Genomic DNA, 26,062 nt, shown 5'->3' on the forward strand with positions numbered 1-26,062 from the left:
ATTCATAATGAATTTATGAAACGAAATACTCTACAAGATTTATTCCGCGATCATTATGAAGAAATTCAATATACTCTTCACCCCCGCAAGACCGAAATGGAAAACATCGATAAGATGATCAATTGCGGGGATCCTGCCTATGGCGGCGCCATGTACGGCTGCCCTGATTGTGGTACTCTCAAATTTGTTCCCTTTCGTTGTCATTCAAGATTCTGCCCTACATGTGGTGCCATGTATTCACAAAAGCGTGCTCAGGCTATGTCATTTAAGCTCATAAACTGTCAGCACCGTCACTGCGTATTCACCATATCAAAAGAATTACGCCATTACTTTCTCGAAGATCGTGACCTTCTTAATTGTCTTTTTGAAGCTACCAGCAGTGTTATTAACCGGATGTTCTACAAAATCAACAAGAGTCAGAACTTTACACCTGGTTACATCCTTGTTCTTCACACATTTGGTCGTCCTTTGGAATGGAATCCTCATATCCACTGCCTCATATCTGAAGGTGGTGTTGGAGACACCGGCTTCTGGCGCAAAGTAAAGTTCTTCAGTTACCCCTATATGCGCCATGCTTTTCAGACTGCTCTTCTGAATCTAATGGAAGATCGTATTACTGATCCCAATAAGAAAGCATTGTTTAAAAAAGAAAAAGCTCTCTCCTACAAAAATCAGAAAGAAGGCTTCTATGTCTATGGCAAACCCACTCTCGCTGACAGACGTACTGTTGCTAAATATATAGGCAGATATCTTGGTCGTCCTGTAATCGGGCTCTCAAGAATTGACTCTTATGATAAAGAGCATGATACTGTTACTTTCCACTACAACAGACATGAGGACGAAGTCCTTGTCACCGAGACCATACCTTCAATGGAATTCATCAAACGTCTTATACAGCACATACCAGAAAAAGACTTTAAGATGATACGTTATTATGGCGTGTATGGTCGTCATAGGGAGTCAGACAAAAAACTTTACCGTCTGATTCATCCTTCCAAAAAGCCATTCTTTAAATCATTCCTTCAATGGCGTTCAGGTATCCTGTCAGCATTCGGATATGATCCATTAAGTTGTCCCAAATGCAACAGCACCATGAAATTTCTTGAGTTGCGCTTCAACCACAAACGTGTTTCTCTCGAAGACTTATACGAAAAGACAATGGGAAAATGCCGTCCCAAGAGCAGAGCTCCGTCTACAAAAATCGGCATTGTTCCCTCGTATTCCTGCGCATGATAAAATCATGCTACAGGAGGAACAGCCATGGCTAGTAAAGAACTAATAGCAAAGCTTAGAGAGAAATACATCCAGAATCCGCCGGAAGGCATGTCGGCGAATGAAATCCGCGAGATGGACGATGAAGACCTTCTCGATATGGATTACTTTATGCATGAAGATGATGAATTCTTTGATGAGGTAGATTGGTAATTCATAACCAACATACCTCCGCTTTGCGTGGCCCGGTCTTGCCGGGCCTTTTAATTCAAGGTTTCGCCGCCAAGGCGAAATTTCCTATTAAACAAGAAAGCATGTCGCTAGCGACATTCTCGCGCCGTTGCAAGATGTCCGGGGGACATCTGCTTTGCAACGACCGAAGTGGAACGTAGACGCGATTGCTGAAGGCAACATATTCCTATCGCGCGAGTGCGCATCCATAGCGGAGCGCTTTTTATGATATAGGAATTTCGGAGAAATTTCCTAATATCATAAAAAAGTAGGCACCAGCAAAACACTGGTACCCACCACTATGCAACAATTTCTTAATCTGGCGCCTGCTCCGTTTCCTGAGTCCGGCATAAAGGAAAACTCCCTATTTTCACTCTGCCCGCCTGTGATATATGCTGTCTGAAAAAACCGTTAAATATAGCTTTCAAGCTGCCCAAAGAATATTTATCCCTTTTCTTAACTTCCTCATGAAATACCCTTCGGCCGAAAGGTTTTATATCCTTTAATGTTATTTTATCTTGTCTATCAGTCTTCTCTTTTCCTCGCAAAGAGCGTCAACATCCGCGCCTTCAGTGATGTTCCATTCTTCCTCCAGATACTTGATCTGAAGCTCAACATACCTGATGGCATCTTCATATTCTCCAAGTATTTCATAAATCCTTGCCTGTGCCTGGAGATGATCCATGCAAATATGTTCCTTATGGTTAGTTACATATATCTCCTCAGCTTTGTGATATCTTTCCAAAGCCTCCTCATATTTTGCATTGGATGCATAAATGCCTGCTATTTCAAACATCGCATCGTAGCTGTCATGGAACTTTTCCTCGATATCAGATACTATTCTCCATGCATCCTCAGCACGATACTCAGCAAAAGCAATATATGCTTCATATACCGGAACAAGGACATCCTTATGATCCGGCAGTTTTGAATATGAAGCTAGATAATCTGCAGCCTCTTTAGTGCGATGATCCGCAATAAGGTTATCCATAAGAAACAGATAATTCCTGCCGATTTCAGGATACTTTTCTACTAAATCCTTGAAAAACGCTATCGTACTGTTATGCTGCCTTGCGTTCCAGTCCCAGACTACTGCTCCTTCACTCTTTTGCAGGAGCCACTGGTCCTCTTTTGCATCAGGATGAAAATTCATAGCCTTTCTGGCATACAGACTAACATATCTGCTGTCACTAACTATTCTGTGATGATAAAGATGGGCCAGAAATGTGTAAATCCTGCCATCCATCCTGTCCGGATGGCTCTCATCATACTCATCTTTTATATCCAGCAGGAACTCCTTTGTATTATTAAACGCTTCATCAGTGAGCTCATTTTCATAATCAAGCATGTTTTCGATACGGTGGAGCTTTAGTTCTACAGATAGATCAAACAGTTCATCAATCGTAACCCCAAAGAATTCCGATATGGACGGGAGCAGTGATATATCCGGGGCACACACATTGTTCTCCCACTTAGATATAGACTGACTGCTTACCCCTGCCTTGTATTTTTCAAGATCTTCCCTTGTTTCAAATGCTACATCTCCAATAAGGATCTTTCCGTATTCATTTAACCTGTCTATTAGTTCTGAAAAGAACCCTATCTTCTGTTCATCTGTAAGATGATGTAGGGAATAAGTTCCAATGATGAAATCAAACTTACAATCCTTAAGCTCTTGGACTAATCCTTTTGAAAAGTCTCCTTGATACAGATTCGCATCCGGCATTTTCTCCTTGGCCAGCTCAATCATTCGCTCAGAAAAGTCTTGACCATATATCACGCAACCATTCTCATAAAGCTTTGTAGTAAGTGTACCGGTTCCAAAACCAATATCTAAAACACAGGCATTCTCCTTGGTCATAACCTCTTGAAAAATACCGCCTAAAACATTCTTATATCCTGCAAACGGATACCTATCTTCTTCATCAGAAAGCCCTACAGCTGCATCATATCCATCTGCCCATAAATCAAAACCTCTATTATCTAGCATATACCCTCCGTAGATTCAGTTTCACCTATCTTGAATTCATACCACTCTTCATCTGTTTTCTTAAATCCTATCGATTCAAACATGCACTGACTCTGTGCATTAAAGGAATAAATATTAGCCTTGACTGTCTGCATGCCTTTTTCTTTCGCCAATCTCAGCATATCCTGAATGCAACGTCTTCTAATATGCTGATTCTGATATTCCTTACATACCCCAATAACTTACCCATTAACATACCCCTAGATCATATCAATGGGTATGTTAATGGGCATGTTAATTTTGAATATTCTATACAAAGCCTCGTCAGATACGCATATCAGCTCTTTGTCCATTGTCGCGAAAAGTAAAAAAAATCTTTCCACGATTGTTATTACGCAGTTAGACTTAATTAATCCTCAATTATTAATAGCCTATTCCATACTAAAATCCTACCTCAATCGCAATCTTTCCATTTTCATAAGTTGCATTAAGACTTAAATCCATGCGCTCCGTAAACAGCTTCACTATTGATAAGCCAAGACCGGTTGAATTCCTGCTTCCTGTTTCAACTGTAAAAAATCTGTCAAAAAGCTTATTAACATCGACATTTGAAAGCTTATCGGAGGAATTAGTAACCCTAAGGATTCCTTCATCAGAAAGCATAATTTCCAAATCGCCATCACTGTATTTAATGGCATTACTCACAAGATTGTTCAGTATTCTCTCCACATAAGTGGAATAGAGATTTCTTATAATCTTTTTATCAGTGATATCTATCTCAGGATTAATGCCCATAGCCTTCAGTGAAGGATAGTAATTCATTATGCAGTCTTCAAGCATTCTGTTCACATTTACTTCCTGCTTGTCCTCCGTAATCTCTCCACCAGACATAAGTGAGTACTCAAAGAGCTCTTCTGTTAGCTTCTTCATGTGCTCTGTTCTGTTTTCAATCACTGACAGATACTTCTCCATTCCCGGACTCTTTTCCTGGCGCTGAGCAAGCTCCAAATACCCGCTGATGGCTGTCAGAGGTGTTCGCAGATCATGGGAGATGTTAGTTATCGCCTTCTTTATCTCCTGATCTCCGTTCTCGTACCTGTTGTAAGAATCTCTAAGCTTCTCAAGAGTCTTATTCATGGAAACTGCAAGCTCCCTAACTCTCCTGTCCCGGCTTGATACTGTAAGAAGAGTATTAGTGTGAATCCTCGCCCTCTCCTCATAACCCTCTTTAAGTTCCTTAAGAGAAAGCCTCATCGCAATAATCTTCATTGATAGAAATAGTATTATTATCAAGCAGACAATCAATAAATATTTCATTAAGCACTCCCAGTAAATCAATAATTTATGCATGAATCGGATCGATAGGTGTTACCTCATAGAAAAAAATCATCGCATCGAACCTGTCAGCAGGAACAAACTTACTTCGTTCCTGTCTGTACACATCCTGAATCGCGCCATATCCTTCACCGGCAGCACCGCAGAAAATAAGGCTGTGAACATTTTTATACACAATACTATTTTCATCCGTCACCCTTGAGAAATCAAGGCAATATGTTCCATTTTCAAAGTATTTCGCCTGATAGGCCAAGGGGTCATCACTGCAGTAAAAATGATCCGCCCTTTCGTAGTCATCATCGAAGGTACCTGCGGTATGAATATTTACATAACCCTCATAAAAATCGGTGCCAATACAAAAATAGCTACCTTCAAACAATCGGTCTATATGATCTCCCATGGTCTCATCATCATCGCTTGCTAAAACACTCTTTCCGCCCCTTCTTGAATGACCGCTGTGGGCTGTAATTACAACCTGACGGTAGCCTCTTTCTTCTTCAAGTTTCGAATAATCAAGAAGATTCTCTGCCATCTTAAGATCCCTGTTATAATCATTTTCTTCGGCATTTGTTTCATAGTCCGGTGCATCAATATTAAGAACCACGCTCTTTACCACCATGCCAAGCTGCTTAGATTTAAGGTCATCCATAGAAAATAGTCTCTCATACATGGCTGCGAACTTCTCGCGTTCCGAAGAGTACTGCTCTTTGTCATATATATCAAGCGGAAGAATAAAGCTCTTTTCCTCCTCTGTTATAAGGCTGTTTCCTTCATTTATGATATCCTGCAAATATCTGATTGCAGTACTGCCCCCCTGAATATCCACACCGTAAAACATTAGTGATTCTTCATAAGGTAGATTTTCGTTATACGCTCTCATCCATTCCAGAAGGTCTGCTATTTCAGCTGTATCATAAATTGGATAGCTCTGTTTTCCGACTACTTCCGTTAGATCTGCATTCTCATCATGAAGTGCATCATTAAGCATCGCAGCATCACCGACTGACATTTCAAAGCAAATGCATCGTCCATCGCCCTCTTTTACGACCTTTTCAAGAACATCTCTTTTCACAGTCTGAAACTCGCGGTTTCCATGAGTTGCCTCTCCGATGCCAACTGCCCTTGCATCTGCAGGAATCCTGAAATCTGCAAAGCACTGTCCAATTTCTTCAATCCCATCCATTTTTCTTTCAGTAGAAAAAGCTTTGGTCGTTCTTATCCCCACCAACAAGCTTACAAAAACAGCCACGGCTAATATACATGTGCAAAAAAAATATTTATATCGTCTCATTTTCTATCCTGCTCCCAGTCTTATTTCAGGTCTCTCTTATCAAGTCCGGCTGTTGCAATAAGCATCATCGCCAGCGCAACTACTATAGAAATAACCATCTGCAAAAATCTTCCCGGATTGATATAATCATCAGCAAGACCTGTTCCCGAAAACCACTGTCCAAACACTGTCATGTTATAAATGATTACGCCAACCTGCTTAGCAGCTCCCTTCAAAACAAAGGACAAAAGTGCATTACCTATCATTGTTCCTGTGTAATAGACATTCAGTATAAGGAAAGCAGAAATGCTAAGCGCAACAATCTTAAGAAAGCGGAAGCTGATGAGCATCATTGTCGCAATATAACCGCAAAGCGCAAAAAACATAACGATGTTAAGCAGGGCTATTTCCCAAAAATCTCTTGCTCCACCTAAAATTCCTCCCAAAAGGTAAAAAATCATCATTATAGCCAATGCACTAAGATGTCCCAAAAGATGGCTATAATAAACCTGCTTCTGAGAATAACCGGCTACTATCTTATTTTTGATGACTCCAAAGCGATATTCCATGTTCGTATAAAGCGGTACAAATATTGTAAAAAATCCCATCATTGCAATGCTTATAAAAAACATTCTTCTGTCCGGACCCATATTTTCAAAACGTCCTGTCATCCCCATCACGTTTGCAGTAAAGACATAGGTAGCAAGAAATGCTATGATACAACCTCCTAAAAAAATGAAGTTTGCGGTTATTCTTTTCATATTAGCTCTATATAAATTGATCATTTTTTGTTTTCTCCACGTATGAATTCTTTATTTTAATTCCCTTTTACTAAACACAATCAGGCCTATTACTACTGAGATGACAATCATTGCAGCACATCCCGTAACATAACAGCGCATTTTGTAATGTGGTCTTATCATCAGATATGAATAGGGAATATATTTGTCCACAAAGCTGTATACTGCAAGCTTTGCTCCTGTGAGCTTGCAAAATCCCTTCTCAGGATATAGCTTATCAAGGATAACTGTATCCCAGACCTTCATTACAAATGCAATAAGAAGACCAATCACGTAGGAAAGCTTACTTCCTCCAAGAATCATGACAAGTGCTGTTGAAAAAGCCCCAATCGCCATGCAGGTCATTACCACGACAAGCCAGTAGTCAGCTACTTCCTGAATTGAAAAGTTTATAAAGCCTACCGAAAATAAGCCGATAAAGGGTATTGATATGAGACATGCGAAAACAGTATACAAAGCCCCCTGAAGCATTCCACCACAAACTGCGGACAAAAACGCATCCCTTCTTTTGACTCCGGATATAAGTTTGTTTCGGATGCACCCACTTGAAAACTCTCTGTCAGTTATGAACAGTGTTGCCGCTGTCACAAGGAAAGCTGCCACCGAAACAAAGACAAAAGCGATATCATCAGCATCAATTTCCGATACACCAATAAAAGCATAAACAACTTTTATATGTGCAAAATAGAACACCTGATAAGCAGCAATAATTATAAGTGCCAAATGAAATGCACGGCTCAGCAATATACTCCTGGTATCAGCATACAGATTTCTGAACATTCTCATTACCTCCAAGAAGTGATAAATAGAAGGCCTCAAGACTCTCATCATGCTCCTGCATATTTATTATTGTGCATCCAACCTTCTCGAAATCTTTTGCAACTTCTGAGAATGTGAGATCTGCATAAACATCTGCCGTATTGGAATCAACAACCTTGTAATCTATTTTCTTTTCCTCCATAACCTTGGATAAAAGCTTAATATCACTTACTTTCATGCGTATGGATTTGCGACATTCATCGGTGAGTTCCTCTGCGGTCATCTGTCTTACAATATGTCCCTTATCTATAAAACCGTAGTGAGTTGCAACCTTAGCCAGTTCATCCAGGATGTGACTTGAAATCAGAAATGTGATTCCCCTTTCTCTGTTGAGCTTTAATATCAGTTCTCTCACTTCAATAATTCCCTGAGGATCAAGACCATTTATAGGCTCATCAAGAACAATGAAGTCCGGACTTCCGCAAAGTGCCACCCCAATTCCAAGGCGCTGACGCATACCTAGCGAAAAGTTCCTTGCCTTCTTTTTCCCTGTCTCCGTAAGTCCAACCATTTCAAGTATCTCGTCGACACAATTATAATCAGGAAGTCCAAGCATAAGACACTGCTGTATAAGATTGTCTCTTGCTGACATATCCAGATAAACTGCAGGTGACTCAACAACCGCTCCCATTCTGCGTCTTGATTCTGAAATATCCTTATCTGTAAATGACTTGCCCATGAGTTCATAGGTTCCTGAGCTGGGACGCTGAAGACCTGTCATTACTCGTATGAGTGTTGTTTTACCTGCACCGTTTTTTCCCACAAATCCGTAAATCGCACCTTTGGGTATTTCCATATTTACATCGGAAAGCGCAGTGAACTTCCCGTAACTTTTGCTTATTTCATTAGATTTAAAAACGTATTCCATCTCTTTTTTCATCCTTTCAATGTTTATCGCTGAAAATAAAATACCACCTTCTCGTCAAGAAAGTGGTATAGAAATCGTCAAGATATGGTCAAGATTCGTTAAACTGGAAACCTATTCCGTAAATTGCTTCAATATGATCGATGTCATCAAGCTGCTGTAATTTCTTCCTGATGTTGCTGACATGCTGTTTTAGTGATCTTTCAGTGCAATCCGGAGTCTCCTCACTTATCCTGTCAAGGATTGTATTCCTTCCAAGAGGTCTTCCTGCATTACGCATGAGAATACTCAATATCGCAGCCTCAGTTCTCGTTAGGTTCGTTTCTTTATTTCCTATGATAACTGTCATAAGACTCGTATCAAGAGCAATTTCCCCTGCTCTTATTACATCATCCTCTACAGAGATTGTAGCCCCTTTCCTGTCTGAAACAAGACGAAGATGTGCTTCTATCCTTGCCAGAAGCTCGGAAATCACGAAAGGCTTAGTAACGTAATCACAAGCTCCTTTTTTTAGAAGCTCTATCTTGCTATCGAGGTCAGACCGTGCACTCGTTACTATCGTTGGGACTCCATCAAGGTGCGTTATTAGCTCATCTCCGGAAAGTCCTGGAAGCATGAGGTCAAGAAGGATAAGATCGGGCTTTTTCTTTTCCAGAAACATAAGAGTCTCTGTTCCCGAATAGGCTCTCGCCACCTCATATCCTTCAATTTCAAGTGCCTCCTGTAACATATTTCCAACACTTATATCATCTTCCACAATCAACAAATGGTAGCCCTTCATTATTGCCAGTTTTCCTCCAACATTACTATTTAGACCGTTCCTTCGTATATGAGCTTATCCCCGACATGAATCATTTCGACTCCAGGCTTCTTATTCTTATTGAAGCAAAAGCTTAACATATAACCAGTGCTCAGTCCAAAATAATCAAGATATTCGCTGATCTGCTTCTCACCATCAGCATTATACCTTTCTCCGCGCCATATCTTGAGTTCTATCACATAGCGCCTACCAAGATAATGGATAACAATATCCATACGCTTATGATCTCTGGTCTGCTCCTCGATCGTGTATGTACCGGTGCCGTTTATTATGGCTGAAAGATAGGTCACAAAACTTATCGCCTTGTTTTTTATATAATCTTCGATTTCAGGATTTTTAGGCGACGAAAAGGTGGCAAGCTTGTGTTCGATTACATCGCTGCCACCCATGTCAATCAAATCAAGTATGTTAATAACAATTGGAGTCATTTACTTAACAGCCTCCTTTTTCCAAAGATCGATTATATGACTAATCTTATCCGGATCAGACTCAACCTTGGTCGCAGGCTTTTCAGATGCCTTGTATGGATCTGCTATAGATGCTTCAATCGCTGAAATAAAAGCATCTGCTTTTTTTGAATCATTAATAATTACGTTATGAAAAATGCTCGATGTAGCCATATCCGCACCTCCTTTACTATTTTATCGGCACATTTACATACCTACTCAAATTTATTATAGGCAAAAAACTCTTTTGTTCAACTTAGTATTTTCGCTAGCTATTTTCTTATAACCCACTACATATCAGATTGAAACATCAATCGAACCCCCATCTGAAACCGGAGCTGCCATTGCAGGCATTGATACGGTTACCCCCTGCACTGCTGGGCTTCCAACCGCTCCAGAAGCTGACTGTCCACCTCCCATACCGGGAATACTCCCTGCTTTTCCAAGCTCATGCTTGATCATATCTTTAAGGTATTCCATATTTGCTTTTACAATAGCCTTGTTTTCCGAAGCCCTATGCTTCCGCTTTAGATCCTCAAAATCCTCTTTGCTCATATGCGGATCTACCACTTCCATATCTTCAAGCATCTCCATAGTTTCTTCCAACTCTTCCAGTTCTTCCTCGCCAAATTCAGAGATCATCTTGTTCAGATCAGCCATCATTTCATCCGAAACATTAGCTCCGCTTTCTTCGATTTGTTCTAGAGCTCCCTGCAACTGAACCGCCCCCTCACTTTGTTCGGCGGCATTTCGGTCGTCACATCTTAAATCCGCTTCGCGGATGGTGACTCCCTCCAACATCTCCTCGCGCTCATCGAAGATTTGGTCTTCTTTCTCAGTGATCTTTTCTTCCTCTGCCTGTGTTATGGCACTCTGAATACCCCGAACAGCATCTTCCTGTTCGTCAAGGCGCTCATCCTGCTTCTGAGCACGAGCCACCATTTCTTCCAGCTCCAGATGATGTTTCTTTTTCCTTGCCACCATTTCCATGCGCTTAGCATGGGTTAAAGCAAACTGCAGCTCCTCAGGATCACCATCCCCCGCAGAAATCTTTCTCTTTATCTGCGTCACAGCTCTTTTTGCTGCAAGCACTGCCTGCCCGGCACTGTTTGATGTCTTGGCACTCTGTATTTTGGATGCAACCTCTTTATAATTATAGATCGGCTTAGGCGCTGTCTCTTCCTCTGCTGCATCCGGGGAACCGGATGATGTCAGAAAATCATTTATTTTTTTACTATTCTGATCTTGCTGAGAATCCTGCTTCAGTGAGCGTATCATCTGCCGCATCTGCTGTGATAATCCTTTTCGATCATTAACCTCATTGTCTGTTCTTCTGTCAAAGCTTGATACAAAAGGATTTACCGGCATCTTTCCCATAATTGTATTCTTCATGGCTCCGTCAGTCTTCTGAGCATAGAGATTCCCCTGGGCATTCTTCATGTACTGTGAACTATATAGATTATTCGCAATAAATGATATATTCATGCCGTACCTCATAACATGCAGGAATCGTATTTATACGATTCCTCTCGCGCCAGCCGCACGCTGCATAGCAGCAATTTCCACTGTGCGGCTGTGTGCATAAAACATCAGCCTCTGAAATCTATCTTTGTTCCTACCATCTGCTCGGCCTGAGTCATAACTTTTCCGGATGCATTATTATATGAGTATGTCTGCACCTTGGAGAGAAGTTCATCCATGGAATCTGCTTCGAATGTTACATATCCCTCGTCATCTTTAATCCTGGAATCATCTTTATCAGTATCTTCCTTTTCAGCTTTTTTATCCCTGGCTTTTTGGATACGTTCCTCCTGCGCCTTCTTTTCCGCTTTCTTCTTTTCCTGAAGTTTCTGAGCCTTCTTCTCTGCTGCTTTCTTTTCTGTACGCTTTTTCTGAAGATCTGAAGATTTATTTACAGTGGCAAAGAAACTCTCCTTACCATTAGAATCAACACTCATCCCAAAATTCTTAACACTTGCGCCGCTGCTGGCAAGTCCCATCTTAGCCTCTGACATCTTAGTCTGTGCCATGGCAATGATTCCCTCATATTTTTTGCGATATGATTCATCCGTCGCCATCCGCTCAAGCTTCTCTTCATCTATAAGGACTACCATTTTGTTGGCATTGCCATAGGAGGCAGCATTCTGCTGGACCTGCGCTTTCATATCCTTGCTGACAGCAATGAACTCCATATTATGATATTTTGATTTCAGCGAATTATAGTAGTCCTTTGCCTTATCGGAAAGCTGCACATCTCCAATAGTCATCCCATATTCAGTTTTTCTGGGCACAAGTGAACTCGTGGTATCTATCGGACTCCACGCTTTTATTTCTACTTTTGCCTGCTGAGAATTTTTCGCTGAACCAGCCAGATCTGCCCTACCTGTATCAGGAGTCTTAGACACTCCCGATTTCTCGTTATAGACACTCTGATTTATCTGCTGATATGCAGAAATGCCATTAATTCCTGTCATACTGATCTACCTCCTTGTAAAAAAGCCGACATCCTTTTCATTCATTTATATCTAAAAACGCATAGTAAGACACTTATCCATTTCTTATATATCTTTTATCGTCTTAACTTCTGCAGGAATACACCCTGAATTTATTAAAAAAATATAAAAAAGGCACTCTCGTTTTTGAGAATGCCTTAAGTTCGATTTGACTAAAGTTGCTCCATTTGGGGCATATTGCCATGCCCCAATACAACAATTATATAGTGGTTTACAGGATTCTCTCTCCAAACTTCACTTTACGATATATCTTATAAAACTTACTACCACATCAGCCCTACAAATGGGAACTTGTCTTATTCTATTTTTTGCACTGAATATGGAACTGACCATCTTTCTTCTGAAAGTATTCTATGCTAAGCCCTGCTTGTTTCAATATGTGAATGATGGAATCTGATGATTGTGTATCCTTTTTTACGATTCCATAGCCTGTATGGATCGTATTGTTGTCAGTCTTGATATCCAGATCAACAATAAAAGGTTCAGGATAAGCAGAACGAATGTCACAATCCCAAATGTTCATCAATTTGCCTGCTTTAAGGACACGTGCTGCCTCGCAGATCGATTTACACTGGGTTTCCTCTGTCATGTACATAAGAGTATAGAAAAAGGTTACATTGTCAAACGAATTATCCGAAAACAACAATTCTGTTGCGTCCATATGCTGTTTTACACAGCAGTCTGGAGCTTCATCCAACTCTTCCTGCCGGTTATCAATAGCGGTTACTCTATCTTTGTATATCTGTCCGATTACAGCTTCGCCCCCTCCACCGATATCAAGAATAGAACCGTCCAGATTTCCGTTGATTTCTATAGTCATGTTTACCCTCACAAATCCCAATTCGTCCAATCGTACATAAAACTGAAAGCTAATCTTCATATACAATCAGCTCAGCAAACTGAATATTGTTCCTTATACTTCTTCTCAATCATGTGTCCTTGATGAAGATATACATTATATATTCATCCGCATCATATAAAGCTACTGTACAGTTTATTGAAGCTCTGTTCCATAATGCATCAATGAGAGGTATCACCCCCCGCAGCTTTTCGTAAACAATATCAGTCTATTGATTGGGCTCCATAGTGCATCAGTATTGGGTCTTTCATCCTCTGATTTCCTTAACAACTTTAACAGCTTCTTTTGTCATATCCTCAATCTTATCAAAGGCGCATGATTTAATAAGATCACCTTTGACCATCCAGCTACCACCACAACATGCAATTCTGTCATAAGAAAGATAATCTCTCATGTTCTTTTCATTGATTCCACCTGTTGGCATGAACTTAATGCCTGTGTAAGGTGCTGCCATAGCCTTGATCATTGCAAGACCGCCTGCCTGTTCAGCGGGAAAAAATTTAAGAACCTTGAGGCCTCTTTTTACGCCCTGCGCTACCTCTGAAGGAGTAGCTACTCCGGGCAGCACTGGATACCCTTTCTCAAGACAGTAATCCACAACCTCAGGATCAAATCCCGGGCTAACAATGAACTTTGCTCCTGCCTCAATGGCCTCATCCACCTGTTTTGTTGATAAAACAGTTCCTGCTCCAACCAGCATATCCGGAAAATTATCTGTCATTATTTTAATTGCATCAGCTGCAGCAGCTGTTCTGAATGTCACTTCAGCACATTTTAAACCACCTTTAACGAGTGCCTCTCCAAGAGGTTTTGCATCCTCTACTCTATCTATAACCACTACCGGAACCACTCCATATTGTGATAGCTCCTCAATAATATTGCTCATTTGATTCTCCCTTTAATATCTTCTTATTAGTAAATTATTCTTAATCCGGTATTATGGCTGTTTACCGATATAAGCCAAAATACCGCCATCAACATAAAGTATATGTCCATTAACAAAATCTGATGCCTTTGATGCAAGGAAAACTGCAGGACCTTTAAGATCATCTGACTCACCCCATCTTTCAGCAGGTGTCTTGGCAATTATGAAACTGTCAAAAGGATGTCTTGAACCATCAGCCTGTCTCTCCCTCAGCGGAGCTGTCTGTTCTGTAGCAATATAGCCCGGGCCGATACCATTGCACTGAATATTGTAGGCACCATACTCCGATGCGATATTCCTGGTAAGCATCTTAAGACCACCCTTTGCTGCCGCATAAGCTGATACAGTCTCTCTTCCAAGTTCTGACATCATTGAGCATATATTTATAATCTTACCGCCACCTCTTTTTATCATGGACGGAATGACAGTCTTAGATACGATAAACGGAGCCGTAAGGTCAACATCGATAACTCTTCTAAAGTCACTTGCTTCCATCTCCGTCATGGGCACACGTCTTATCATTCCTGCATTATTGACGAGGATGTCTACTTCACCCACTTCCTTCACAATTGTTTCATGAAGCTTTTTCACGGCTGCCTCATCAGTTACATCACAGACATAACCTTTAACTGAATCGAAAAGCCCATCCTCTTCATAACTCTTAAGTCCTCTGTCCACAGTATCCTGTCTGCTGCAGTTAAAAACAACCTTTGCTCCAGCCTCAATATATGCCTTAGCAATCGCATAACCTATTCCATAGGCAGCACCGGTAACCCATGCCACCTTACCTTTTAATGAAAACATATCTTCGCTCATTTCATTTCTCCTCTATGAACATTCACATTACATAAGATCTGTCGGCTTCAGATTATCCATATCGTCAAATTCCTGGTTTTCTCCGCCCATTGCCCATATAAATGTGTAGTTTGAAGTACCTGCTCCTGAATGAATTGACCATGAAGGTGATATTACTGCCTCTTCGTTTTTCATTACAATATGTCTGGTCTCAGTAGGTTCTCCCATAAAATGGAATACTACCTGGTTCTCAGGTATATCAAAATATGTATATATCTCCATCCTTCTCTCATGAGTGTGTGAAGGCATCGTATTCCATACGCTTCCCTCTTCAAGAACCGTCATTCCCATACTAAGCTGACAGGTTTTCAAAACATCCGGATGAATAAACTGGTTAATGACTCTCTTATTGCATTCGGCTGTTGTTCCAAGAGGACGCTTAACAGCATCCTTAAAAGTAAGAAGCCTTGTCTCATAAGAACAATGTGCAGGAGCACTTACCATATAAAACTTAGCCGGTGTATCCTTATTGTCTGATGAAAACAGAATCGATTTGGCTCCCTTTGTGATATAAAGGCAATCTTTATGATCAAGGGCATATTCTGTTCCATCGACCTTTATCTTACCTTTACCACCAATATTGAAAATGCCGATTTCTCTTCTCTCCAAAATATAAGAAGTTCCGAAATTGTGATATACATCTATTCCATCATCAAGGGCTACTTCTCTCGTAACCGGCATACAGCCAAAGGTAACCATTCTATCCACATGTGAGTAAACAGCCTTTACCTTGTCAGCCTCATAAAGTCCTGTTATCAAAAACTCTTTTCTGAGTTCTTCTGTTGTATATCTTTTTACATCTCTCTGATTTGCAGAATATCTAATATCCATACCTTTTCTCCATACCTTTTCCTATTATCTCTGTACTCTTGCGCCTTTTCCGCCCATAATAGCTTCAACTTCACTCTTATCAGCCATTGTTGTATCTCCGGGAGTAGTCATAGCAAGAGCTCCATGTGCCGCACCGTAATTAACAGCTGTTTCTGCATCGCCAGTGGTCATCAGCCCATATATAAGACCGGAAGCAAATGAATCTCCGCCACCTACACGGTCCATAATCTCAAGACCTTTGTAGTCCTTGGCCTTATAAATCTCACCATCCGCAAAGCACAACGCACTCCAATCATTTACTGTTGCTGTCTTTACCTCTCTTAATGTAGTCGCAACAGCCTTGAAGTTAGGATATGTTTTCACTACCTCTCTTATCATCTTTTTATAGCCATCAATATCAAGCTTAGCAAGGTTCTCATCATTGCCTTCTATTTCGAATCCCAGGCAGGCAGTAAAGTCTTCCTCATTTCCAATCATTACATCAACATACTTAGCTATCTCTTTATTTACTTCCTGAGCCTTTTCCTTTCCTCCGATTGCACTCCACATGGAAGGACGATAATTCAGGTCATAAGAAATAACTGTTCCATATTTACGAGCTGTTTTGATAACCTCAAGCACTGTCTCACATGACTGTTCTGATAATGCAGCATATATTCCGCCGGTGTGAAGCCACTTTACTCCCATATCTCCAAAAAGCTTCTCAAGATCAAAATCTTCAGGCTTTACCTTTGATATAGCAGTATTTGCTCTATCGGAACATCCCTTTGCTCCTCTTATTCCAAAACCTCTCTCTGTAAAATTGAGGCCATTTCTGCACTCTCTGCCTATTCCGTCTGTTTTCATCCATTTAATGAAGGATGTATCTACTCCACCCTGCAGAATCAGATCCTCCATAAGCTTTCCGACTTCATTATCGGCAAAGGCTGTAAGAACAGTGGTCTTAAGTCCAAAACAACGTCTAAGGCCCCTTATTACGTTATATTCTCCGCCACCTTCCCAAACATTAAAATGTCTGGCTGTTCTGATTCTTCCTTCACCTGGATCAAGTCTAAGCATAACTTCCCCTAATGATACTGCATCAAATATTGCATCTTCTCTCAAATTTAAATCCATGATCTCCTCCAATAAATTAACTATTCGCTATTAATACCTTTAAGTTTTACTCCGAATCAGAGCGTTACTCCATCTTTAAATATGGATATTTCTCTATACCCGGCGTCTTCCTGCCTGGTTTTTTGTCCACTTGCAACATCCAAAACATAGTCCAGGAGTCTGTCCCCTGCTTCATCCAGAGACTCTTTTCCTTCAGCTACCTTTCCTGCATTGAAATCTATCCAACTGCCTTTCTTCTCATATAGCGCAGTATTCGTTGAAATCTTCACTGTCGGAACAGGTGCCCCAAAGGGTGTTCCCCTTCCGGTTGTAAAAAGTATCAGATGTGCTCCTGCAGCTGTAAGGTCTGTAGTAGATACCATATCATTTCCCGGACCTGACAATAATGACAGTCCTTTAATTTTTACCGGCTCAGCATACTCCAGTACATCTGAAATCTGAGCACTTCCGCCTTTTTGAACACATCCACAAGACTTGTCCTCAAGAGTTGTAATCCCGCCAGCTTTATTTCCGGGGCTTGGATTTTCATATACAACCTGTCCGTGATCCACAAAATATTTCTTGAAATTATCAACCATACAAACTGCTTTATGGAACGTGGCGCTATCCTTACATCTATTAAAAAGAATTGATTCAGCCCCGAACATCTCAGGAACCTCTGTAAGAACAGTAGAACCTCCCATAGAGATAAGTCTGTCAGAAAATCTGCCAACCGTTGGATTGGCAGTTATTCCTGAAAGGCCATCAGAACCTCCGCACTTCATTCCTACAATAAGCTCGCATGCATCTATTTCCTCACGCTTGGACTGGCCTGCATAATCCGCCAATTCTTTGAGAAGTTTGCTGCCTTCCTCAATCTCGTCTTCGCAGTCCTGACAGGTAAGGAATTTCACTCTTTCTCCGTTCCATTCCCTGAGTTCTTCCTTGAATTGTTCTGAAGTAAGATTCTCACACCCCAAAGAAAGAACAAGAACCCCGCCTGCATTTGGATGTTTTACAAGTGCTGCAAGGACCCTCTTTGTAGTTTCATGGTCATCACCCATTTGAGAGCATCCGTACGGATGGGTATATGCATATAATCCCTCAATTGATCCCTTTACAAGGTTCTGATTGTCTCTGGCCAATTTCTCCGCAATCCGGTTCACACATCCGACAGTAGGAATAATCCATATTTCATTTCTGATTCCTACTTTTCCTTTGGCTCTCCTGTAACCCATAAAAGTCCTGTTTGCTACTTTAGGAAGCAATGGTATTTCAGGTTTATACTCAAATTTGGAATTCTCAGAAAGAGAGGTTTTGACATTATGTACATGCACAAAACTTCCTGATTTTATTTCATCTGTGGCAATGCCTATACAGTTTCCGTATTTTACTATCGAGGATCCTTCGGCTATGTCATTAAGCGCTACTTTATGCCCTCTTCCAATTGCCTCAATAGTTTTTAACCCATCTTCAGATGCATCTATAATTTCACCCTTTTCTAGGTCTCTAAGTGCAACTGCAACATTATCCAGAGGATGTATCCTGATACTATTCACCCTGAACCTCCCTCATGGCTTCATACATGCCCTTTTCATCTATCAGGGCAAGGTCTTTAATAACTGCTTCTTCAAATCCGGATAGTTTTATGAGCGCATCTCCCCACATCTTCTCATTGGCAATAATATCTCTTGCCAACTTCTCATTATCAGCATCTTTCAGAGCAAGGAACGCATCAAGTACCCATTCGTCATCTTTGATAAGGTATTCATTATTGTCTCTTTCTGCAACCAGAGCGCCTTCCCGCTTTTCATAACCTCTGTGATAAAAAGCAAGAAATGCAGCAAACGAAAATGTCAGTACTTTGGGTAACTCCTTCTTCTGTTCATAATATTCGAGTACTGTGTACATAACTCTTGCCTTCCACTTAGATGCTGAATTCAGGGAAATACTAAGCAGTTCATGGTCAATGAAAGGATTTGCAAATCTGTCTGTAACTGCGGCTGCGAAATCCTCAAGATCTTTCTTATCAAGTCCCTTGAGAACCGGAATAATCTCATCATAGAGAGCCTTATTCATATATCCCCTTATTACATCATCTTTCATGCAATCTCTTACAATATTCTGTCCTGCAAGATATGCACCCATAATCATAGATGTATGCGCACCGTTTAAGATCCTTACTTTGCGCTTTTTATAAGGATCAACATTATCTACTACAAGTATGGGAAGTCCGGCTTCTTCCACAGGAAATTCTTTCTTAATCTTCTGCGGTCCTTCTATAACCCACGCGCCAAACACTTCAGCCGTATCAATAATATTGTCTTTATATCCAAGCTCCTCACAAATAGCATCAGCTTCTGCTCTCGGATAACCTGGAACTATTCTGTCCACGAGTGTGGAGCAGAAAATATTATCATTATTTACAAAGTCTCTGAATTCTTCAGACAATCCCCACTGATCTATATATTTATTTACGCACTTTAGTAGCTCATCTCCGTTTCTGTCTATGAGCTCGCAGGATAAAATAATAAATCCCGGAAGTTTGTTATTAAATCTTTCATACAGGAACTGTGTCAGTTTTCCCGGAAAACTTGCACACGGTCTATCCTCCGGTTTGCAGGAAGGATCATAAGCTATACCTGCCTCTGTAGTGTTGCTTACAATGAATCTCATTTCGGGATTTTTGGCACAGGCTAAGAATTCATCAAATTCTCTGTATGGATTAAGGCATCTTGAAACACTGGAAATAACTCTTTTGTTATTAACTTTTTGCCCATTTTCCTGTCCCCGTAAATAAAGTGTGTAAAGACCTTCCTGATCGTTTATCATATCAGCGAGTCCCTGTTCTATTGGCTGACATAAAACAACCTTGCTGTTAAATCCTGCTTTTTCGTTCATAAGATCGATAAAGTAATCGACGAACGCACGAAGGAAATTTCCTTCGCCAAACTGAAGAACCCTCTCCGGTGCATCCTTTAGAAGGTATCCATCGTACCCCTTTTCCCCCAATAGTTTGTAACTAAGCTTCTCCATGTTAAAAGTCCTCCTCTCAGATTCCGAAATATCTCTTTGCGTTATAATAAGAAATCCCGGAAACAATGCTTTCCAGTGCCTTCTCGTCATTTGGGTATTCCCCATTTTCTACCCATTCTCCTATAAGATTGCACATTATCCTTCTAAAATAATCATGCCTTGTGTATGACAAAAATGATCTGGAGTCTGTAAGCATACCAATAAAATTACCAAGCAGCCCCAAATTAGCTAACGATTTCATCTGCTCTTCCATTCCTGATTTGGTGTCATTAAACCACCATGCGGGACCATGCTGAATTTTCCCGGGAACCTCAGATGACTGGAAGCATCCTAATATAGTTCCTATCTGCGCATTATCTGCAGGATTCAAAGAGAAAATTATCGTTTTTGGAAGTTCACCTGTTTTATCAAGCTCCGACATAAGCTTTGCAATATTCCCTCCGCAGGAATTATTGGCAATCATGTCAAATCCGGTATCCGGTCCCTCCAGCCTGAACATTCTCTCATTCATATTTCTAAGACAGGAATAGTGGAGCTCCATAGCAATTCCATGCTTGTGATAAGCCTTTCCGAGTGAAAGGAGCAGCGCTGTCTGATATCCTTCTGCCTCATCAAGTGTTATTTCTTTCCCGTTCATTACCTTTGTAAAAGCATTGTTACATTCGGCCATTGTCATCATTTTAAACGGGATATAATCCAGTCCGTGGTCAGATGCAACGCAGCCGTGCGCAGCAAAAAATTCTACTCTTTGTATCAGCGCATCAATAACTTCCTCAGCAGAATCAAGTGATCTTTTTCCAACAGTTTCAGCAAGTTTTACAATATATTCTCTAAAGCCTTCTTTTGTTATGTTGATTGCCTTGTCAGGTCTGAAGGATGGTCTAACCATAAACTCTATGCTATCGTCGTTCGCAATTTTCTCATGCCATTCAAGAGAGTCTGTCGGATCATCTGTTGTTCCCACATATGCCACGTTGCTCTGTCTGATCAGCCCTCTTACGGTCATCCCCGGATCATTTTGCAGCATGTCATTACATTTATTCCATATTTCCTCGGCATTTTGAACAGTAAGCGGCTTGGTGATTCCGAAGTACTTTTTAAGTTCCAGATTGCACCAATGATACATAGGGTTGCCTATCGCTTTGGTTAAAGTTTCTGCAAATCCTTTGAATCTTTGCAGTTCATCTTCCCTTCCCGTTACCATCTCCTCAGGAATTCCGTTTGAACGCATCAGTCTCCATTTATAGTGATCTCCAAAATAGGAACCATCCTCCTGTTTTCCCCCAAACCATACATCTCCAAGAGTTTCAAATCTCCTGTCCTCATATATTTCCTGAGGTGAAATATGGCAATGATAATCAATTATTGGCAATTTTTCCGCATAATCATGAAAAATATGCTTTGCAGTCTCAGTTTGTAAAATAAAATCTTCATCTAAAAAATTTTTCATCTTTTACCAGCTCCCAATTAAAACCTTTCCTATAATACTAATTGCAAATCTTTATTTTTTATATAGCTTTGGGGTTTTAAACCAACTTATACAACAAGTACAACAATTTTTACAATATTTATGTCCATCTTCTATAACAGCAGTTATTTTATACGTTTGCATACAATTTCTCCACATACATTCGCGTATCTACCGCATTGTCAGGAGATGTGTTTTCCAGAGTACACTGTATGCACGGCTTGTATTCTTTGATCTTGGATAAAAGAAGTTCATAGTTCAGGTCACCTTTACCCGCAGGTATTGATTTAAGTTCATCTCCGCATAATTCGAAATCCTTCATATGAATTACAGCTATATCATCCTTAAGCAAATCGAAGGTCCTCGTAATAATGCTGTCCTGTTCATCAATATTTCCTGAATAGAGCATGTTTACAGGGTCAAAAATAATTTGAAGGTTGGGACTTCCTATCTCATCAAGCACAAATCTCGCCTGTTCAGGGCCGTATACAATATGCTTCCAGACAGGTTCTATAGCAACTATCACGCCGAATTTCTCCGCAGCATTTACCACCGGCTTCAGATTCTTAATAAAAATATCAAGTGCTTCCCGCTCATGATTCGCCGGCTCGTATTTATATTCAGCATTAACCGCACCAGTTTCAGTACCCACAACGCCGCAGCCAAGAATTGATGCAAATCTCATGTGCGCTATATATCTTTTCTTAATCTCATCAAGTTTGTCTTTGTCGGGATGTGCAAGATTTTGATAATTGCCAAGCACTGCAATATCTATATGATTATTTCTGCATAGATTTTTAATATACATGGCAAGTCCGGGAGTCATGGCACTTTCAGTCACCTTGAATTCCTTTATGGATTTGGAAAGCGCCAGGTGAATACAGCTAAAGCCCTGTTCTTTTATTCTGGGTATAAGTTCATTTAACGGTCCATATTCCGCATCATGTGCACGTAATCCTATCTGCATTAATTCTGCCTCCTAACACTCATTACCAGACTATCTGCCGCTTCTCTTATTTTTGAAGCTTCCTCAGGTGACAGGAGTTTTACCCATTTATTTCTCTTTGATAAATCAGGCTCATTCCCCATTTCATCCCTCGAATTGTATTCCGCAAAGAATGCCTCACTCTCCATCGTTTCCATCTCATACCACTCGCTGAATCTTAGTGGGTGTATGGAATTATCGTAGGTGCAATCTATGAATGCCACCTTACCTGTCGGTCTCCAGGGTCTTCCTAAAAATACGGTACCTTCCATATCTTTATTCTCACCATGGATATGGCATTCTCTAAACACCATGCCTAATTCTCCAAGATTTTCGGAAGGCGCTGTAACATAGCCGTTAATGTCTTTTTTCCTGTCCATTACCACTATCTCACAGTTATCAAACACCGCATCCGCACCGCCGAATATGAAATCAACATCTCCACAAATCACACAGTTTTTATAAAACTGACGCGTATTTCGCCTGTTTGTAAGCATACGTGGACCAAAGAAACCGTTCTTAAACCGCTCTGTCAAAGGAAGTGGTGCCATAAAAAGTGTATCCTGCCTTGAGCGTATACTGACATTCTCCATTACAACCTCATCAGCATCTGCGTAAATTGCAAGCGCCTGACCTACGCCATTTCCCCAGCCTGCAGTATTCTCTACGGTCAGATCCTGCACTTTGACCCTTTCTCCGCCGATAAATAATGTCTGACTTCTGAACGTCCCTCTTTTTGTATTATCTTCAAGAAGCTGTTCTGCACAGTCATCATAAGATATGACCGTCTTATTCATTCCGGCCCCTCTGAGGGTTATGTCCTTTTTTTCTATGGACAGTTTTTCTTTATAGATCCCTTCTGCTATATCTATAACAGCACTTGCCATATACGGCACTGCTTCAGCAGCTTCTCCTATTGTGCGGTAATCCCCCAAAGGACCCACTGATATCCTTATTTTTTCCATCATTTTCCCCGCAATACCGGTTTTTATCCTAACTTTACATTTTCTATGTCACATATATCTGTTTCGCTGATATCCGGCTCCGAGTCCACCGTACCTGTTACTTCCACATCCCTAATGACAAGTTTCTTTGTGTTTCTGACAAATATTCCTCTCCCGCTCATCTTGTCAATGCCATCCATCATGACAGGGACTTCGGGAGCTCTGTCCTTTTCATCCATGTAGATTGCCTTAATGTTCTCAAGCGTTACCTCTTCAACTTTAGATTCCGGAAGTCCATATACCGTGATCAGGCACACGTCAACTCCCGCACATTCGATATTTCTCGCAGTAATATCTTTTATTGACGGAGTCATTTCATTGACTTCCATGAACTCTTTACTTTGACAGTATTCGCTGTGTCCGTCCGGATCACAAAAATAAAACATATTGATGGTAAACGGCATTCTTACATTCTCCATTTTTATATTCTCAAACAGAATATTTTGAAGAATTGACTTTTCACCCCTTCCTCTTCTTGTCTTAATTCTGAGTCCTCTGTCAGTGGAATCAAACAGACATCTGGTCACCTTTACGCCATTTACTCCACCTGCACATTCGCTTCCTACTGTGACACTTCCATGCCCTCTGTTAAGCCTGCAATTCCTGACAGTTATATTTGATGTATTCTTGTAGTGCCTAAGAGCCATGTAATATTTTCCTGACTTAATTGCTATGCAATCATCCCCAACAGATATTTTAGTTCCTATAATGTTCACATCACTGCAGCTCTCAGGGTCAATTCCATCAGTATTTGGCGAATTGTCCGGATTTTTAATGCTCAAACCGATCAGATTTATTGCTTCCGAATAATAAGGATGGATTGTCCAGGATGGTGAATTCTGAACAGTTATCCCCTGCACGGTAACGTTACTGCATTCCTTAAGGAATATCAGTCTCGGTCTCCATGCCCCAGCCTTTTCTTTGGGGTTTATCCACCAATCTCCGCTTTGTGCATTACCGTCAATCGTCCCCTCTCCGAATATCTTCACATCATGTACATTAATACCTGTTATCAGTGCGGCAAAGCACGATAAAGGATTGCCTTCCCAGGTACCAAGGTTAAATTCCGCAGTTTCATCCGTATATAGTGTCATTCCGGGCAGAATAGGGTAACTTTGTCTATCGGTTTTGCCTAAAAGAGTCGCTCCTTTATCAATCCATATATGAATGCCGCTTTTAAGAAACAATGGTCCCGATAAAAATGTTCCTTTTCCCAGGTATACCGTTCCATCCGATGGGCATGAACTTATTGCGGCCTGAATATATGCCGTGTCATCATTTTTTCCATCTCCGACTGCCCCGAATTCACTTACATCCAGCAAAACAGATTCATAAGATGTTTTTATGACTTTTCTTTCACATATCCATTCATGATCAATGATTGAAACCTCATATTCCTTATCAGGTTCAAGTCCACCGATGCTAAATACGTTCCTGTTCTCTGCATGATATTCAATATCATTAACCATAACTTTTACTGCTTCTGCAGGCATAAAACATTCAGTATTATCAAGTTCCACCGTAATATTTCTGGGCTCTGTATCAATAACTTCAAATTTCATTTAACACACCTCGTTGTTCCAGACTGAGAAGCTCTGTATATGCCATCAGGAGCGGGGCAGTTCCTTTCGCATCGTTTTCTACAACAGGCTCACCAAAATAGTACGAAAGTGAACCATCCCTGTGATCTTTTCCACCAAGTCCTGCCACAAGGCATATTCCTCCAAGTCTTGGCAGACCATCCTCGTTTTTGGACAGATATTTTTCTGTTATTCCATAGAATATTTCTTCTGAAATTTTGGCATATCTTTTTGGTAAATAAGATAACCTCACTCCTTTTGCCAAAGCATAAGAAATAAGGGCTGACCCTGAGGTCTCCAAATAATTGCCCGCAGCTCCCTTTTTGTCTATTACCTGGTAAAACATTTTTGATTCCGGATCAAGGTAATTGAGTAGACTGTCTGCCAGATTTTTTAACATATCCTGAAGCGTTCTGTATTCGTAATATGTCTGCTCTCCCATTGCTTCTGCAGTATCCACAAGAGCAGCCATAAACCACCCTGTCGCTCTTAGCCAGAAATTCGGGCTACATCCCGTATTTTTATCTGCCCAATACATCTGTCTTGACTCGTCATATCCGTGATAATACAGACCTGTCTTTTCATCTCGCATAAATCTTCTGACATTCTCAAACTGCCTGAAGGAATCAAGACATCCGTTCATCTTGCGATATCTTCTTTCATATTCCATATAAAAAGGCTGTGCCATATATAAGCCATCAAGCCATACCTGGTTTGGATAAATCTGCTTATGCCAAAAATTGCCTTCCTTCGTTCTTGGCATGGTATCAAGCTGACTTCTTACTGTATCCATAGCCTTTCTGTATTTTTCCCTGCCGGTCAGATCATATAGCGCGAACAAGTTGCAGGCAGGCCTTATATTATCCAGATTATATTCTCCTACCTCATAGGTATTTATTGTTCCATCCTCATTTACATAAAATGAGACAAAATCATCTGCAAAATCCAGGGACTTTCGCTCACCCGTTATTGAATATAGCCTTAGAAGCGCTGTGATCATGCACCCGTCTATATAATTCCATTTATTCTGTTTCCCGCTTCTGACCTTCTCAATATTCCACATAGGATGTTCCGCATCGGAATTTTCCATCAGATACAGTACATATTCTTTGAGAAGTTCTTTTGTTTCTGCTTTAGTCATATT

General features: G+C 40.7%; 26 protein-coding genes. 2 read left to right on the plus strand and 24 right to left on the minus strand.

The window, feature by feature from the left end; translation table 11 throughout:
• Positions 1-15 precede the first annotated feature (15 nt).
• Together BV60_RS21390 and BV60_RS23565 are read left to right on the plus strand one after the other, a co-directional pair.
• Complete coding sequence (locus BV60_RS21390; protein WP_051656875.1) at positions 16-1,233, plus strand: IS91 family transposase; 1,218 nt, start codon at positions 16-18, stop codon at positions 1,231-1,233.
• A 27-nt stretch (positions 1,234-1,260) separates the two neighbouring features.
• Positions 1,261-1,425: a hypothetical protein gene (locus BV60_RS23565; RefSeq protein ID WP_170832732.1), complete on the plus strand. Its 165-nt coding sequence runs from the start codon at positions 1,261-1,263 to the stop codon at positions 1,423-1,425.
• A 526-nt stretch (positions 1,426-1,951) separates the two neighbouring features.
• On the opposite strand, the gene BV60_RS22385 is transcribed toward BV60_RS23565, so the two are convergent.
• The 24 genes from BV60_RS22385 to BV60_RS0119180 form a co-directional block, all read right to left on the minus strand.
• Positions 1,952-3,433 (minus strand): methyltransferase domain-containing protein, encoded by a 1,482-nt coding sequence (locus BV60_RS22385; protein WP_051656908.1) that lies wholly within the window; start codon positions 3,431-3,433, stop codon positions 1,952-1,954.
• On the minus strand, positions 3,427-3,585 hold the full coding sequence (locus tag BV60_RS23295) for a hypothetical protein (protein WP_156036233.1): 159 nt from the start codon (positions 3,583-3,585) through the stop codon (positions 3,427-3,429). The genes BV60_RS22385 and BV60_RS23295 overlap by 7 nt, the downstream gene beginning before the upstream one ends.
• 268 nt (positions 3,586-3,853) lie before the next feature.
• Positions 3,854-4,729, minus strand: coding sequence for a sensor histidine kinase (locus BV60_RS0119075; RefSeq protein ID WP_029324325.1), 876 nt, complete (start codon positions 4,727-4,729; stop codon positions 3,854-3,856).
• 25 nt (positions 4,730-4,754) lie between these two features.
• Positions 4,755-6,038 carry an erythromycin esterase family protein gene (locus BV60_RS0119080; RefSeq protein WP_029324327.1) on the minus strand — a complete coding sequence of 428 codons (1,284 nt, stop codon included), beginning with the start codon at positions 6,036-6,038 and terminating at the stop codon, positions 4,755-4,757.
• Between the two features lie 20 nt (positions 6,039-6,058).
• Positions 6,059-6,802: a hypothetical protein gene (locus BV60_RS0119085; RefSeq protein WP_029324330.1), complete on the minus strand. Its 744-nt coding sequence runs from the start codon at positions 6,800-6,802 to the stop codon at positions 6,059-6,061.
• A 27-nt stretch (positions 6,803-6,829) separates the two neighbouring features.
• The gene (locus BV60_RS0119090) at positions 6,830-7,597 is read right to left on the minus strand and encodes a hypothetical protein (protein WP_029324333.1); all 768 of its coding nucleotides are present in this window, start codon (positions 7,595-7,597) and stop codon (positions 6,830-6,832) included.
• A complete protein-coding gene (locus tag BV60_RS0119095; RefSeq protein ID WP_029324335.1) occupies positions 7,575-8,504 on the minus strand; it encodes an ABC transporter ATP-binding protein in 930 nt (309 codons plus the stop codon). Before BV60_RS0119095 ends, BV60_RS0119090 begins: the two co-directional genes overlap by 23 nt.
• Positions 8,505-8,592: 88 nt before the next feature.
• A complete protein-coding gene (locus BV60_RS0119100) occupies positions 8,593-9,282 on the minus strand; it encodes a response regulator transcription factor (RefSeq protein ID WP_029324337.1) in 690 nt (229 codons plus the stop codon).
• Positions 9,283-9,311: 29 nt separating this feature from the next.
• On the minus strand, positions 9,312-9,749 hold the full coding sequence (locus BV60_RS0119105) for a hypothetical protein (RefSeq protein ID WP_029324338.1): 438 nt from the start codon (positions 9,747-9,749) through the stop codon (positions 9,312-9,314).
• The gene (locus BV60_RS0119110) at positions 9,750-9,941 is read right to left on the minus strand and encodes a hypothetical protein (protein WP_029324340.1); all 192 of its coding nucleotides are present in this window, start codon (positions 9,939-9,941) and stop codon (positions 9,750-9,752) included.
• A 123-nt stretch (positions 9,942-10,064) separates the two neighbouring features.
• Positions 10,065-11,252, minus strand: a complete 1,188-nt coding sequence (locus tag BV60_RS0119115) for a hypothetical protein (protein ID WP_029324342.1) — start codon at positions 11,250-11,252, stop codon at positions 10,065-10,067.
• Between the two features lie 104 nt (positions 11,253-11,356).
• Positions 11,357-12,241, minus strand: coding sequence for a DUF6033 family protein (locus BV60_RS0119120; protein WP_051656910.1), 885 nt, complete (start codon positions 12,239-12,241; stop codon positions 11,357-11,359).
• A gap of 340 nt (positions 12,242-12,581) precedes the next feature.
• Entirely contained in the window at positions 12,582-13,100 is a 519-nt protein-coding gene (locus tag BV60_RS0119125) for a class I SAM-dependent methyltransferase (protein ID WP_029324346.1), read from the minus strand.
• 286 nt (positions 13,101-13,386) lie between these two features.
• Positions 13,387-14,025, minus strand: coding sequence for a bifunctional 4-hydroxy-2-oxoglutarate aldolase/2-dehydro-3-deoxy-phosphogluconate aldolase (locus BV60_RS0119130; protein ID WP_029324348.1), 639 nt, complete (start codon positions 14,023-14,025; stop codon positions 13,387-13,389).
• Positions 14,026-14,076: 51 nt separating this feature from the next.
• Positions 14,077-14,880 carry a gluconate 5-dehydrogenase gene (locus BV60_RS0119135; protein WP_026659150.1) on the minus strand — a complete coding sequence of 268 codons (804 nt, stop codon included), beginning with the start codon at positions 14,878-14,880 and terminating at the stop codon, positions 14,077-14,079.
• Between the two features lie 27 nt (positions 14,881-14,907).
• The gene (gene kduI, locus BV60_RS0119140; protein ID WP_026659149.1) at positions 14,908-15,750 is read right to left on the minus strand and encodes a 5-dehydro-4-deoxy-D-glucuronate isomerase; all 843 of its coding nucleotides are present in this window, start codon (positions 15,748-15,750) and stop codon (positions 14,908-14,910) included.
• Positions 15,751-15,774: 24 nt separating this feature from the next.
• Entirely contained in the window at positions 15,775-16,866 is a 1,092-nt protein-coding gene (locus BV60_RS0119145) for a sugar kinase (RefSeq protein WP_026670720.1), read from the minus strand.
• Positions 16,867-16,922: 56 nt separating this feature from the next.
• On the minus strand, positions 16,923-18,404 hold the full coding sequence (locus BV60_RS0119150) for a UxaA family hydrolase (RefSeq protein WP_029324351.1): 1,482 nt from the start codon (positions 18,402-18,404) through the stop codon (positions 16,923-16,925).
• Positions 18,397-19,881 (minus strand): tagaturonate reductase, encoded by a 1,485-nt coding sequence (locus tag BV60_RS0119155; RefSeq protein ID WP_026659145.1) that lies wholly within the window; start codon positions 19,879-19,881, stop codon positions 18,397-18,399. The genes BV60_RS0119150 and BV60_RS0119155 overlap by 8 nt, the downstream gene beginning before the upstream one ends.
• Before the next feature lie 16 nt (positions 19,882-19,897).
• A complete protein-coding gene (uxaC, locus tag BV60_RS0119160) occupies positions 19,898-21,331 on the minus strand; it encodes a glucuronate isomerase (protein WP_029324352.1) in 1,434 nt (477 codons plus the stop codon).
• Between the two features lie 148 nt (positions 21,332-21,479).
• On the minus strand, positions 21,480-22,316 hold the full coding sequence (locus tag BV60_RS0119165; protein ID WP_029324354.1) for a sugar phosphate isomerase/epimerase family protein: 837 nt from the start codon (positions 22,314-22,316) through the stop codon (positions 21,480-21,482).
• Positions 22,316-23,299 (minus strand): pectinesterase family protein, encoded by a 984-nt coding sequence (locus BV60_RS0119170; protein WP_026659142.1) that lies wholly within the window; start codon positions 23,297-23,299, stop codon positions 22,316-22,318. Before BV60_RS0119170 ends, BV60_RS0119165 begins: the two co-directional genes overlap by 1 nt.
• 23 nt (positions 23,300-23,322) lie before the next feature.
• Positions 23,323-24,900 carry a glycoside hydrolase family 28 protein gene (locus BV60_RS0119175; RefSeq protein ID WP_029324356.1) on the minus strand — a complete coding sequence of 526 codons (1,578 nt, stop codon included), beginning with the start codon at positions 24,898-24,900 and terminating at the stop codon, positions 23,323-23,325.
• Complete coding sequence (locus tag BV60_RS0119180; protein ID WP_029324357.1) at positions 24,890-26,059, minus strand: glycoside hydrolase family 88/105 protein; 1,170 nt, start codon at positions 26,057-26,059, stop codon at positions 24,890-24,892. Before BV60_RS0119180 ends, BV60_RS0119175 begins: the two co-directional genes overlap by 11 nt.
• Positions 26,060-26,062 lie beyond the last annotated feature (3 nt).

The sequence above is a fragment of the Butyrivibrio sp. AE3004 genome (genome assembly GCF_000703165.1).
Classification (GTDB): Bacteria; Bacillota; Clostridia; order Lachnospirales; family Lachnospiraceae; genus Butyrivibrio.